Raw genomic sequence first — 14,142 nt, forward strand, 5'->3', positions numbered from 1 at the left:
AGTGTAAACACCTGGACTGGTGTTACAATATCTAATTTTAGAGTGACTACTCTTAAAATATTTGGAAAAAACTTGACAAACTTGCCTAGCTCATTTGGTGATCTTGATGAAATCAGAAATCTTGAAATATATAGAAACCCTATTCAGTATCTACCAGAATCTATTGGTAATCTTCAAAAAATGGGAGTGCTTATTGCCAGTATTATGGACCTAAAAGCTGTACCAGAATCTTTAAAAAAGATTAATATTGGATCTTATTTCCTACAAGATAATAACTTAGGCTACTCGGCTTTTGAAGGTATGATCAGAATACCAGGAAGTTATGGGGCACAAGGAAACATTTCAACTGATACTACTATACTTTATCAGGATAATTACATTTTAACTGCTCCAGACTCTGCAACTAATAATGTATACCAATGGTACAAGGATGGAAATATAATTAACAGTGAGAACAATAGATCTATTAATATCAATTCTGACGGAATTTACTTCTGTACAATAACTAACTCTGATTTCCCTCAGATTAACTCAATAAACACTGGAACTTACAATATGATTAATACAAGACCTTCCTTACAAGATTCACTAGCCTTGTTATCATTAAAATCATCAAACCCTAAAGTTAACCTTAATTGGAGTTCATCCCTACAAGTTGCCGAGTGGGATAGCGTAACTCATTCAGGGTTTCCAGGAGATCCAGTTTCTGCAGTTAAATTAGATAATATTGGATTAACAAATATCCCTTCTGATTTCACAAATAACGGGGCCTTATTAAACCTAGACACCTTTGATATCTCAAAGAATCAATTAACGTTCTATGACCTCTACAATGCTCAAGCCATTATTAATCAAGATGCAGAGTATATTGATTATTCTAATCAAGCTACTATTGGTGAAGAGCAGGCCTTCGCATTTTCAAATAATGAAATAACGCTTACAATAGACCCTTCAATACAAGATGTTAGAAATAATTATCAATGGTATAAAGATAAAATAATCATAGAGGGAGCTAATTCTTCAACTTATACGACATCTGAAGTTGGTCAATATTACTGTGCTGTTACCAATAATGATTTTAGAGATTTAACACTACAATCTGCCCTCTCTTATATCTATAGTGAAAGTGACTTTATGAGTGATTCTACTATTATTGCATCTATTTATACTGACCCCAGAAATAATGGAAATTTATTAGATTGGGATTTAACAAAACCAATTACTGAATGGTCAGGAGTACAACTTGTGGGAGGTGTTGGAAGAGTTCAAGGGCTAATTTTGGAGGGTAAAAAGTTAAATGCTTTGCCTGATAATATTGGTGAACTCGCTCAATTGGAAACACTGGATATTGGTAATAATGCTATATCTACCATTCCGCCAAGCGTTGAAAGTTTACAAAAGTTGAAAGTACTTAAAATCAGTAGTAATGGCATCAGTACTATTATTGATGGCATTTATAATTTAGAAAACTTAGAAGTGCTAGATATTCAGGGAAACAATCTTCATTTGTTAGATGAAAAAGTAAACGGGTTAATAAATTTAGAACTCGTCCAAATGCAAAACAATTATTTCACCTTTGACGATATTGGCCGTATTCCTCAAACTTCTCAAAAAGAATATAATCCTCAGGGCATTGTTGGTGAAGAGCAAAGAATAGCAACTTCTGGTAATATTACAATTCAAATAGATCCTACCATTGATCCTGAAGTAACCTCAAATCAATATCAATGGTTCTATGAAGGAGTTTTGATTCCTGGAGCAAACGAAAGAGAATACTTTGTAAGTTCTGAATTTGGAGAGTACGTATGTGAAATTAGCAACCCCAACTACAGTGATTTAACATTAACTACTGCAAGTGTTTTTGTTGTAATTGGCACCACAAACACAGCAGATTCTTTAGTTTTGAATAGTATTAAAGAGCTTAATGTAAATAATACGCTAAATTGGTCCAGTGATGATCCCGTTGGGTTATGGGAAGGAGTTAAAGTTGATGGCTATACTGCAAGGGTTGTTGAGTTAGATATTTGGAATAAAAACATAGATATACTTCCTGTTGATTTTGCTACACTTGATGCATTAAAAAGCGTAAACATTAGTGCGAATAATCTCTTTGAATTACCCGATGATATTGGAGATCTTGAACCTAGTTTAACCTACTTCAATGCTTCTCAAAATCACCTCACTTTTGCTGAATTAGATAAAGTAAGGTTAAGTAATTCAAATCAAAGAATCAATTTTGTGTATGGTAATCAAAAGTTAGTGGGTGTAGCTGATCTAACAATCACTTTGGAAAATGGGGTAAATTACCTAGAAGTTCCAAAGCAAGATCAAACTGAAAATGATGCCTACCAATGGTATTTCAAAGGCAGTCCTTTAGAGGGTGAAACCGCTGATTCTTTAAGAGTCAATAACATCGGAGAATATAACTATACCATTACCAATTCTCATTATAAAGATATTGTTCTCACTTCCTTTCCTATTCTTGTGGATGGGGTAACGGGTATTAAAAATCCTATTGCTAGCAAAATATCTGTTTACCCTAATCCAACGGATAGTGATATTAATGTTCAAACTTCTGAGGATATAAGGATTTTAGAAGTAAGTGTTTTTGATGTTACTGGTAAAGAATTTAAGGTAGAAAGTAGAGCGATCTCAGGGTATAAATGGACTATTGATATGCAAGATATTCCTAGTGGGATGTATTTGGTAAGGGTGAATACAGATAAGGGGACTGCTGCTATCAAAGTATCGAAGAGGTGATATTTTTCATCATTAGCCCATGATTTAATCATGGGTTAATGAGACAGTTGTAAATGTAGCTATTCCACATTCCAGATGTTTCATAGACCCATAATTGAAATTATGGGCTTTTGGGAAGATATCTCGTTTACCAACTTTTGATGGATAACTTATAAGAAGTTAGATAAATGAAAAAATTGTAAATCATTGAAGCATATCAAGATTCTAATGAAAATCATAAAGTGGAATAGCTTCCCAAAAGCCCATGACTTCGAGTCATGGGACTCGGTATTTTACATTGTGAATTTTTCAAAAAATGGTTCTTGTTGTGGTTCAGTGGTCGTTGCAATACAACATCCCTACACGGCATCCATAAAATCACATTACGGACCACATCACGATACATTTTCTTCATTCTTAACTCTTAACTCAAATAACTTCTTCTTTTTTGATTTCTATTATCCTATCACAATCTTCTAAAGTGCTTAGTCTGTGAGCGATAATGATAATGGTCAGATTAGATTCTGATAGTTTATGAATGGATTCAGTAATTTCTTTTTCTGTTTGCGTATCTAAGGCTGATGTTGCCTCATCAAAGAAGAGAATTTCTGCATCGAAATAGAGGGCTCTTGCGATACCTACTCTTTGTCGTTGTCCTCCTGATAATTTTGTACCATTCTCTCCTATTCTTGTATTTACACCATTTTCTAATTCTTGACTTACCTCATATAGTGATGCTTTTTTTAGTACTTCTTCTAGTTTTTGGTAATCTATATTTTCTTCTTTTACACCGAAGGCTACGTTTTCCGCTAACGATCCATCAATGATATAGACAGATTGTTGTACGTAGCCTACTTTATGATAGAAAGCATCTACGTACTCTTCACCAAAGACTTGATCATCTATAAGGTATTGTCCTTTTGTGACTTTTAGAAAGCCTAATAGGATATTCATGATAGTCGTTTTCCCTGAACCTGATGGGCCTATTAAACCTATAGTTTCACCTTTCTTGATCAGCAAAGAAAATTCTTTGATGATACTTTTTTTATTTGCATCAGGGTATTGAAATTCTATATTATTCAGCTCTAATGAATGTTCAAAAGTCAGCTCTTTTTGAAGTGGTTTTGTGAAATGTGTTTCTTTCTTTAACCCATCTAATACATCAAAAGTCCATTTGTTCTGATTTAAAGCATTCAAATAGGTCATCATTCGATTTATTGATGGCATTACCCTAAATCCTGCAATAGCAAAAACACCCAATAACTGTAACAATTCAATTCTAGATTCTAAGTAATACACTCCATATATATTCATCACCAAAATTGCTAACATCAAAGCACTCTCTATCACTCTTGTAGGAGCTAGATTATAAATATTTGCTTTTATATTTGTATCAACAAGTTCGTCTACATCATCATTCATTCGAGTTCTAAAAAGGTTTTCAGAGCCAGAAATAACAACATCTACATAACCAAAAATACTTTGAAAAATATTTTTATTTAACCTTGGTCCTACTACTTGTCTAGTATTACCAATTTCAAGAGATTTATTACGAACGTATTTATATAAAATAAAGAAAGATGGAATAACAATTAGTGCTAATAATATGAGTATTTTGAAATCGTAAATTGCAATACTAAGCACAATTGATAATAATACGATTATTTCATTTAATATATTCAAAACACCCAAAACTTGCATATTAGCGAATGACTGAGTTGCAGCTTGTACATTACGATGCAAAACATTAGAATTCTGTTCCTTAAAAAACAAAAAACCTTTTCTATAATATATTTGATGAAGTCGTTTAGCAAAGTCACTATATAAACCCATTGCAAATTCACTCTGCAACTTAACAATAAACATCCCGGCTATATTTTTCACTAACACTACAAAAAATAAAATAGAAGTCAGTAAAATGATAAACTGCTTATCATCCGTCAAACCAAATAGATTGTACACCCAGTTGGCCCATGTGTATTTGTTGACTACATCATCTTCTAATAAAACGGCGAAAACGGGGAGCATGGCACTTAAGCCTATTAATTCTAACCCTGAATTAATGAATAAGAGAATGCTGACACCTATAGCTTTTACTTTTTGGTCTTTGGGTAAAACAGAACGAATAAATTGTAAGGTTTGGAAAATGATATTCATATTAAAAAAAGTTCTTCAAGTTATTATTCTTGTTGAATGCGTAGATTATTTGCGTTTGAATACTGTTTAGCGACACAAATATAGAAGAATTGGCTGAAGCAAGGGAATTATAAGTCTAAAATGTATGATTTGGCTAGTTCTTTCTTTTATGATTCATAATTTGATAATATAGCATAAGTACTAAAATGACATAAAATAAGCTACTTATACAATGTTATAGATTTAAAAAGTGAAAGGTCACCCTACCACCCACTTCTTAAACTTTGGTGCCTTTTCTTTTGGAATTACAATTTCCTCCTCTTCCATGTCCTTTAATCTTAATACCCATTTTCCGTTGTAGAATGGTTCAATACTTTTTACAGCATTGACATTCACGATGTATTGACGGTTGACTCTAAAAAAAAGAGTGGGATCTAGTTCGTATTCTAATTTGTCTAAAGTGTAATCGATGGTAATTGTTCCTTTTTGGTCTGTATGTGCAAAGGTGGTTTTATTTTGAGAATGAAAACAGGCGATATCTTTTACGTTTAAAGCTTCCATACTAACAGCTGTATTTCCCCAAATGCGTTTTCTGTAGGCTTTGGACTGCTCTGATACATGCTTTTGAATATTTTTTATTTCTTGTTTAGAAACTATTGGAGTATTCCGATTTTCAAATTTTTGAATGGCTTTTTGTACCCATTTTTCTTCAACAGGCTTCAATAAGTAATCAATACTATTGACTTGAAAAGCTCTTAATGCATATTCATCATAGGCCGTGACAAAAATAATCGGAATGTCTATATCTGTACTTTCTAAAATTTCAAAACTTAAACCATCCGTTAATTGGATGTCCATAAATATGAGGTCGGGCTTCGCTTCTCTTCCTTCAAAAAACTCAAGACTTTCTTCGATGGATTGTAAAGGAAATAAAAACTCCCATTCCGGTCTGATTTCCTGAATTACCTTTTTTAAATAACGTTGAGCGGGGACTTCATCCTCAATTATCAATACTTTCATGCTATGCTTCCTTTTTTAATAATGGAATGGTTACGGAAAAATAATCGTCTGTTTCAATTATATCAATTTGTGCTTTTTTATCCAATGCTTTAAAACTCTCTTTGAGATACGTAAGGCCAATGTTGTAGGACTCTTGCTTCTTTTGTTTCAACTGTTTATTATTCTTTACTCTCACAAAATCATCCTTCATTTCAACTTTGATTTTTAGTGGTTTTCTGAGTGTTGCAACATTATGTTTAAAAGCATTTTCTAAAAGCAATTGAAGGCTTAAAGGTGGTATAATTTTCTGACTATGTTCATCATGAATAGTTAAATTCAATTGAAGTCCCTCTCCTAATCTTACTTGATGTAGATCCAAATAATGTTTCATGGCTTCCCACTCGGTTTCAAAAGTCACTTCGGTGGCCTCTTTGGTCTGCAGGACATACCGGTAAGTATAAGATAAATCCATGGCAAACTTCTTCGCTTGAGCGGGATCGTATTCTATTTCAGAAATAAGTACGTTTAGACTGTTAAAAAGGAAATGTGGATTAAGATGAGCTTGTAAGGCTCGATTTTCTGCTCTTAATTTATCTTGTTTCAATGTTTCTGTTTTAATGGATTCATCTCTCCATTTTCTTAAGAAATCATCTGTGATGGTTAAAGAACAGTAGAGCAATAAAATTAAACTCTGAATAACACCTAGAATCAAGTTATTCTTATTTATGATATGTGGTGAAGGCTTGTTAGAATGTAAATTGGTCGTGATCAGTACTACATAAAAGAAAAGGAAGGCCATCACAAAAAGTGAAACTAATTCTAAAGTCAGTCTATAACTAGGGTTCTTCTTAAAGGGTAATACATTTTCATAAAAGTTGGAAAGGTGTCTTCCCAAGTAGACTACTCCATTAAACCAAATCAAATACAAGTATGTAGAGATATAACTAAATGCATTTATTAGCTTAAAGTCTTCAATTATCGACCAATAGGTAAAGTATAACAACAGTAATGACAATGTTATACTCAATGCAGGTGTCAACCATTTATAATTTCTTTCTAATAGAATCATTATTGATGAACTGTTTATTGAAGTGTATTATTCAGCTTCTCCTCTTAAGTTGCTAAACTTAATAAAATCTCTTATCAAGTACTATGTGGACTTCGTTATCGTCAACTTCAGATCGATATTTATACATTTTTTCTAAGGTATTCTTTCAAGCTTTTTCTCCAAGAAATCATAAATATATGTAATAACTTGTTCATTCATTGTGTAAAAAAAGTGGGAAGATATAATAAAATACCTCCCCTACTTTTTCCTATCGTTAATTGTTTTAGCTGTTAGTTAGCTGTTAAATTTCCCATCGAACGAACGTAATGTGTCCATTGTATCTGAGCCTTTAACTTTGATTGTATATATTCAATGACAGCTTGTTCGAGATATAATTGAGAGTCAATCACCTCTAGTATATCTATTAATCCCTCTTCGAATCTTTCCTCCATAACTGTCGCATTTTGCCTTGCTTTTTCCAATGACATTTTTGCTACAGTATTTTCTCTTAGACTGTTTTGCCAAGCCACTCTTTTTTGAGCGATTTCCAAATCCAAAAGTTCTTTTGTTCTTTCTAATGCGAGTTGTTCATTGTGTACTTTCAATTGTTGACTCGCTACTAAATGATTCTTTCTGCCACCATGAAAAATTGGTATACTCATCGTCAAACCTGCCTGTACATTGGGTACGGCTCCGGGCTGAAAGTTATAGCCAGGGGAAGAATAAGATCCGGTTACAATACCACTCAGTTGAAGGCGGTAGGTACTTTTCACAATATTCATATCCTTGATTCTTTCTTCTACTTTAAACTCCGCTACTTTATATTCAGGTCTGACTGACATTTCCATTTCATGGGTTTGAAAATATTCTAATTCAATAGAATCAATCAAAGTAATCTCGTCTTCAAAAGGTCTTCCTAAAATCCTATTCAAAGACATTTTATATACCTTTAGATCGTTTTCGGCTTGAATAACAGCTAAGTCCGCTCTGTTTACTCTTACCTCTGTCATCAATAAATCACTTTGATCTAAAGTTCCTACTTCTACTTTGTTTTCAACTAAACCTGCTATTCTAGATAAATCACTTTTGTAATTCTTCATTGCAAAGACCAACTCATTCTGAGCCACTGATTGCCAATATTGAAGATCCGTTGCCATGATTACATCTTGGCTGGTGATTTCTAATTGTTCAGAGGCAATTTTGTGCTTGATCTCAGCCCTATTTTTTCGTTCTTGTAACTGCCCCCCTCGGTAAATAGGTTGCGTTAATGTAGTATACAAACCGTATTGATTTTGTGCACCTTGTCCCATCGTTTGACCTGCCAATTCTCCAAATCTTGGATCATCAGGTAAAGTCATTTGCAATGGATTTTGGACATACCAATAATCAGCACTTGCTCCAATTTTAGGCATCAAATTAGCCATTGCAGCTTTGTAGTTTTTATAGCCCATCTCTACTCTATTCTCAGCCATTTTTACAAGCTGTTCGTGCTCTATGGCCTCTTTCCTATATTGCATTAAGAAAGGGTCATTTACTTGAGCTCGTGCATCAATTGCTCCCAAAAATATCAGGAGAAATACGAAGTGTTTTTGTAATTTTTCCATGGATATTATTTGTCTAGTTTGATGTTATAGAAAATAGCATAGAATACAGGCACTGCTATCAATGTCAGGAAAGTAGCGAATCCCAACCCAAATATGATGGTTACTGACATGGCTCCAAATACTGAATCAGGAATCAATGGAATCATACCAAACATAGTGGTGATGGCAGCCATCAATACTGGTCTTGTTCTAGAAATGGTTGAATATATGATCGCGTCAAGATGTGATCTTCCTTCTTTTCTTTGGATGTTCACTTCATCCAGTAATACAATCACATTTTTAATGACCATACCTAAAAGTCCAATCCACCCAATAAAAGACATAAAGTCAAAAGCTTTACCAAGGCCTACTAATCCGAAAATGACTCCAATAAGCGAGAATGGAAGCAGTACAATTACAATCAACGGCTGTTTATAATTACCGAATAATGCTATCAAAATTGCAATGATCAATAGGAAGGCTAATGGGAAGAAAGTCACAATAGCATCTACAGCTTCTTTTTGGTTTTTCTTCTCTGCATCCCACATAAATGTATACCCTTCCGGCAACTCCATTGCTTCTATTTTACTTACAATGTCCTTTTGTAATTCAGCAGTAGTTACCCCTTCAATAGGATCACATAATGCCGATAAAGCTCTATGGCGGTTATAGGTTTGAATAAGAGGATATTCATAACCTAAGCTCATTCCGTTAGTAAGTTGTGGAAGAGGAACATTTTTCTCCCCTGAAATCACTTTCATGTTTTCCACCTTCTCAATGTTTGGAATTTCTCCTTCATCCAACTTCAATACGATTGGCATCAACTCATTGTCCTCTCTGTAAGTACCTACTGGCAAGCCTTCACTCATCACTCTAAATGAATTCGCAATTTCAGCTCTTGTTACACCTGCTCTTCCTGCTTTGTTGTTGGAATATTCAGCGGTCCAAACCGGTGCCATATTAAACCAGCTGCTATGAACATGTCTTGAAAGATCACTTTCTCTCATGATCAACATAGCCTCATTCACTAAAGAATCTAAGACTTGAATATCATTACCCATAAATCGAGCTTCTACCTTTCCGTCTAATGGTGACATTACAGAGTAAAGTTCTGGGCGAATGAATATATCAGGCCAATTGGAATATTTTTCCTCTTCCAATCTTGAGAATACCCGATCCACATTCTCAAAATCTTCACACTCTATGATAAAGTGCATTACATTGGATTGAGGTCCATAGGCTGAAGACGCAAGGAAATATCTTGGAGGTGTATTTCCCAAAGTCATTGTTACTTCTTTCACCTCTTCTTGTTCCATCAACCAATCATAGATTTTATCCGCTTGTTCTTCTGTGTATTCAATCCTTGTCCCTTCAGGAGTGAAAGCATTGATTTTGAAGAGGTTTTTCTCAAGTTCAGGCATAAATACAATAGACATGTATTTAGCCGTGAACAATGAGAAAGCGAATAATCCTAGAAAAATGCCTAATGAAATATATTTATATTGGATGCCAAGTTTTAAGAAAGAACGGAATTTATCATAGAATTTCCCTTGGAATAAGTCATCTGATTCCCCTTCTTTTTTCTTTTCATCCTTTAAAAAAACATCACATACTAATGCCGATTGCGTAAGTGCAAAAACCCAACTTAAAGAAAGTGAAATGGCTAAAACACTAAATAGAGATGATAAATATTCACCGGTTGAGTCTGGCGAAATTCTGATCGGTAAAAAGGTAAGAATTGCAATAATTGTCGCCCCTAAAAGTGGCCAAGCTGAAGCCGTTGCCGCTTCCATAATGGCTTGTTTCTTAGGAATACCCATTTTCATTTTCATCAAAATGGATTCTATGACTACGATGGAATTATCCACCAACATACCCATCGCAATGATCAATGCGGCTAATGAAACCCTTTCCATATTGATTCCAAAAGACCACATAATAATGATCGTTGCAAGGATGGAAAATACTAATCCTGATCCTACTAAAATACCATTCTTTAAACCAATAAAGAAAAGAAGGATTAAGACTACGGTTCCTACTGAAGCAATAAGATTAAAAACAAAACCATCATTGGCGACTTTTGATTCATTGCCTTGGTCATAGATATTTTTAATGAATAATCCTGCGGGAAGATTCTCTTTAATCATCTCCAATTGAGCACGTACATCTTCCCCAACTTCTACTACATTGGCACCGGAAGAAGCAGATATAGCAAAACCTACTGCCGGTATCCCTTGTATTTTCATTTTGGAAGTATAGGGAGTGACGTACCCTTCCTCAATCGCACAAATTTCTTTTAATTTAATCTGATTTCCTTTCGAAGTGGTCACAAGGAAATTTCCAATTTCTTCTGTATCGTTAAAATCACCTCCGATTTTAACTCTTAGTCTTTGTTCATGGGTATTGACAAAACCGGCATTCACCAGCTTGTTTTGTTGGTTGAGTGCAAGCATCACATTTTCTAGTGATACGCCCAACTGATTCATTGCTGAATAAGACAGTTTTAAATCGATGCTTTCTTGGGCTTTACCAAAAAGTGATACCTTAGCAACATTATTTACCTTCAATAACTCCTTTTTGATATCATCGGCATAATCATTAAGCTCTCTGTAAGTAAATCCCTCACCGTAAATGCCATAAAAAAGTCCTAGTACATCGGCAAAATCGTCATTGACAATAGAGGTATTTGCATTGGCAGGTAATTGAGATTGAACATCCCCCACTTTTCTCCTCAACATGTCCCACATCTGTGGAATATTATCTCCATGAACGATTTTCTTGAGTACCACTAAAATTCTTGAAACTCCATGTCTACTATCAGAATCTAAATAATCCAAACCGTCCATAGCCTGAATTGCTTCCTCTAATTTATCCGTTACTTGTTGCTCAACTTCTTCAGCAGAAGCACCCGGATAGGTCGTTAAAACTACAGCTTGTTTGATCGTAAATGGAGCATCTTCTAGCTTACCTATTTTTTGATAAGCAATCACACCTCCTAATATTACCAAGGCTAAAACAAACCAGGTAAAAGGTTTATTTTCAATTGAAAATTTCGTTAAGTTCATCGGTCTATTAGTTCTTAGTCATTAAAGAATTTCCAAAGTTGGCTCTTACTTTCTGGTTTTCTACCAATAGAGAACCACCCGTAGCAACTACAAAGTCTGCATTACCTTGCATCTTTACCTCAACCTTACTATCGTTTTTCAATTGTAACAGTTCTACATTTACTTTTTTCAGTGTATTATTTTGTGGCGAAACAGCCCAAACAAAGTAGTCTCCATTGGCCTCGCCAATCACTGCACTTGAAGGTAAAGTTACCGTTGACGCCTCCGATGAATTGAAATTAAAGTATACTTCTGCTGTCATACCTGCCAAAAAGAGCTCATCAACCTCTTGAACCTCTAATAACATTGGGTAAGCATAGTTCAATTGTTCAGTATCGTGTAATACCTCAATGACTTTTGCCCAATACTTTTTATTGGGTTTTGAATCAAAAACTACTTCAATTTTATCCAACTCTTTCACCTTCATTACTACCTCCTCTGGGACAGTACATCTTACTCTTGTATTTTCAAAATCTTGTAAAGTAATCACCGTTTTTGAGGCTGTTACATGCTCGCCTTTTTCTATCGATAATTTTTTTACTCTTCCTGTAAAAGGAGCTCTTAATTTTGTATCTGCTAAAGCATTTTCCGCAAACTCTAAGTTTGATGAGGCTTGCTCAAAATCGAGAATGGCTTTATCATAAGCTTGTTCTGAAATATTATTTTTTTGGAAAAGCTTTTCAGCTCTATCTTTGGCGGCTTTTGTTAACTGGAAGGTAGATTTTGCTTTCTGCAATTCAATTTTATAATCTCTAGGGTCAATGATACCTAAAATTTGCCCTTTTTGTACACGCTGTCCTTCTTCCAAATCGAAGCCCTTTAATGGACCACTGACTCTGAAAGATAATTGTACTTCTTTTTGTGGGATAGAAACCCCGGTAGCTATATTTGTTTTATTGGCTCCCTCCTCTTGTACCTGGACTACTTTAACCAATTGGTCTTTCGTAGTGTTCTCTTGAACTTTTTCCCTACCACAAGAAGTGAATACAATTAATATTGTATACAGAAATAAATGCCTCATTTTAGATAGTAATTATAGAGTATAAAAATTATGATAATGATCGTGTAATAAAATCGTATTAATCTATTCATGTATACTCCAATACTTTTGTGGTGAAGCATCACTACTACTGAAACCACTAAATAAAGCACTGTATCGGTCATTCCTAAAACTGAAGCATCCTCTAAAGGAGCCCGTAAACTATTACCTTCCCCTTTTGCAATGATGCAAATGAATGTCAAAAAAACAGAGTAGCATTTTGGATTTTTAGCAAAAATGTTAAATTTGTGAAAGACTATTTTTTTTAATGTGTATCGGTAAATAAACTTAATCTAGAAACATGTCAATTTGGAAAGCTCTTGAAAATGCAGTTTTAGATAATACTCCAAATCGCCAGAAACTCAGTGCTCCTGAAAAGATTTCTCTTCAAGAAGATGATCTATTATTATTAAAGGAAAATGACTCTGCCGCTAACGAGTACATGCATCATCTAATTCTCCATACTTCAGAAAAACTTTACAATACAGAACATTACGAACCTTATATAATTGGCCTTTTTGCTGTAGGTATGGCCGTTGCTCGATGTGATGGAAGAATTGTAGAAGAAGAAAAAATTGAGATAGGAAATTTCATTGATTTTATCACGCATAGCGAGTTACCACAACGCTATTATGATAAAATGGATGCCATCAAAAATATGATTTTCTTGAATTTTAATACAGCGATGAGTTTTGTGGGGCAAATGCATCAAGACACATGGATTGTCGTGGACCATCTTATCACGCTTACGATTAAAGCAGACGGACAAATTGCTACTCAAGAAATTGATTTTTATAGAAAATGGAAGGCTTGGTTAGAGGCTAAATCTTATGACAGAGCTATTTAAGGTAATTATTACCTTTTTCAAACCCTGCTTGCATTAACTGCTCCCAAACAAACAAAGTCATAAAACTATCTGATAAAGAATTATGGGCATTATCTAATAGGATTTTATCTTCTAAAGTCAAGTGACTTTTAAAATGGTTGAATGCTGTAGATAATCGTTGCCAAGTATAGTTATTATATTTCTCATTCCATTCCTTAATCACTCCGGTAGAAAAAACATTCATTGCACAGTAAATCCCTTTAGCGTTTCTAAGGTCTACATAATTCATGTCAAAAGGTGCATTATAAATGATTACATTTTGATCTTCTACAAGGTCGTTGATCATATCTTGCATCGCAAAATCATATACAGGTGCATCTTCTACCATTTGTGGGGAGATTCCATTGACAGCCATTGCTTCAGGCCATGTTTTCCTGTATTTAGGTTTAATGTATGTACTGAGAAGAACTTCCTTTTTATCGTTGATAATACTTATCTGTAAAGCTTCATCTACACCAGCATCTAGACCTGTTGTTTCAGTATCAAGAATTAAAAAGTTTTCTGTTATAAACTTTTCTTCCTGTAGATCGCCTTCAGATTGTGTGTTTTTATTTTTGATAAGATCATCAAACATAGTAAAAAAAGCTGATTTAATTCTTAAAACCCAA

General features: G+C 34.3%; 9 protein-coding genes. 2 read left to right on the plus strand and 7 right to left on the minus strand.

What is annotated here, in order from left to right:
- A partial coding sequence (locus PL77_RS12800; protein WP_044205762.1) for a T9SS type A sorting domain-containing protein occupies window positions 1-2,760 on the plus strand: 2,760 nt, incomplete at its 5' end.
- 408 nt (window positions 2,761-3,168) lie between these two features.
- Here PL77_RS12800 and PL77_RS12805 read toward each other — a convergent pair.
- The 6 genes from PL77_RS12805 to PL77_RS12830 all read right to left on the minus strand — a co-directional run bounded on the left by PL77_RS12805 (window position 3,169) and on the right by PL77_RS12830 (window position 12,630).
- Window positions 3,169-4,896, minus strand: coding sequence for an ABC transporter ATP-binding protein (locus tag PL77_RS12805; RefSeq protein ID WP_044205764.1), 1,728 nt, complete (start codon window positions 4,894-4,896; stop codon window positions 3,169-3,171).
- A gap of 237 nt (window positions 4,897-5,133) precedes the next feature.
- Window positions 5,134-5,895 carry a LytTR family DNA-binding domain-containing protein gene (locus PL77_RS12810; protein WP_044205766.1) on the minus strand — a complete coding sequence of 254 codons (762 nt, stop codon included), beginning with the start codon at window positions 5,893-5,895 and terminating at the stop codon, window positions 5,134-5,136.
- A gap of 1 nt (window position 5,896) precedes the next feature.
- A complete protein-coding gene (locus PL77_RS12815) occupies window positions 5,897-6,943 on the minus strand; it encodes a sensor histidine kinase (RefSeq protein WP_052444372.1) in 1,047 nt (348 codons plus the stop codon).
- 269 nt (window positions 6,944-7,212) lie between these two features.
- The gene (locus PL77_RS12820; protein WP_044205767.1) at window positions 7,213-8,526 is read right to left on the minus strand and encodes a TolC family protein; all 1,314 of its coding nucleotides are present in this window, start codon (window positions 8,524-8,526) and stop codon (window positions 7,213-7,215) included.
- Window positions 8,527-8,531: 5 nt separating this feature from the next.
- A complete protein-coding gene (locus PL77_RS12825; RefSeq protein ID WP_044205769.1) occupies window positions 8,532-11,570 on the minus strand; it encodes an efflux RND transporter permease subunit in 3,039 nt (1,012 codons plus the stop codon).
- 7 nt (window positions 11,571-11,577) lie between these two features.
- Window positions 11,578-12,630 carry an efflux RND transporter periplasmic adaptor subunit gene (locus tag PL77_RS12830; RefSeq protein WP_044205771.1) on the minus strand — a complete coding sequence of 351 codons (1,053 nt, stop codon included), beginning with the start codon at window positions 12,628-12,630 and terminating at the stop codon, window positions 11,578-11,580.
- Between the two features lie 319 nt (window positions 12,631-12,949).
- On the opposite strand from PL77_RS12830, the gene PL77_RS12835 reads away from it, so the two are divergent.
- Window positions 12,950-13,495, plus strand: coding sequence for a hypothetical protein (locus PL77_RS12835; RefSeq protein ID WP_044205773.1), 546 nt, complete (start codon window positions 12,950-12,952; stop codon window positions 13,493-13,495).
- Here PL77_RS12835 and PL77_RS12840 read toward each other — a convergent pair.
- Entirely contained in the window at window positions 13,488-14,108 is a 621-nt protein-coding gene (locus PL77_RS12840; RefSeq protein ID WP_044205775.1) for a 3'-5' exonuclease, read from the minus strand. The genes PL77_RS12835 and PL77_RS12840 overlap by 8 nt on opposite strands.
- Between the last annotated feature and the right edge of the window lie 34 nt (window positions 14,109-14,142).

Source organism: Flammeovirga sp. OC4, assembly GCF_000812565.1.
Classification (GTDB): Bacteria; Bacteroidota; Bacteroidia; order Cytophagales; family Flammeovirgaceae; genus Flammeovirga.

Bases quoted from the DNA above. Each gene is read 5' to 3' on its own strand.
- PL77_RS12835 (WP_044205773.1), top strand. From the start codon at position 12,950: ATGTCAATTTGGAAAGCTCTTGAAAATGCAGTTTTAGATAATACTCCA.
- PL77_RS12840 (WP_044205775.1), bottom strand. From the start codon at position 14,108: ATGTTTGATGATCTTATCAAAAATAAAAACACACAATCTGAAGGCGAT.
- PL77_RS12825 (WP_044205769.1), bottom strand. From the start codon at position 11,570: ATGAACTTAACGAAATTTTCAATTGAAAATAAACCTTTTACCTGGTTT.
- PL77_RS12830 (WP_044205771.1), bottom strand. From the start codon at position 12,630: ATGAGGCATTTATTTCTGTATACAATATTAATTGTATTCACTTCTTGT.
- PL77_RS12805 (WP_044205764.1), bottom strand. From the start codon at position 4,896: ATGAATATCATTTTCCAAACCTTACAATTTATTCGTTCTGTTTTACCC.
- PL77_RS12810 (WP_044205766.1), bottom strand. From the start codon at position 5,895: ATGAAAGTATTGATAATTGAGGATGAAGTCCCCGCTCAACGTTATTTA.
- PL77_RS12820 (WP_044205767.1), bottom strand. From the start codon at position 8,526: ATGGAAAAATTACAAAAACACTTCGTATTTCTCCTGATATTTTTGGGA.
- PL77_RS12815 (WP_052444372.1), bottom strand. From the start codon at position 6,943: ATGATTCTATTAGAAAGAAATTATAAATGGTTGACACCTGCATTGAGT.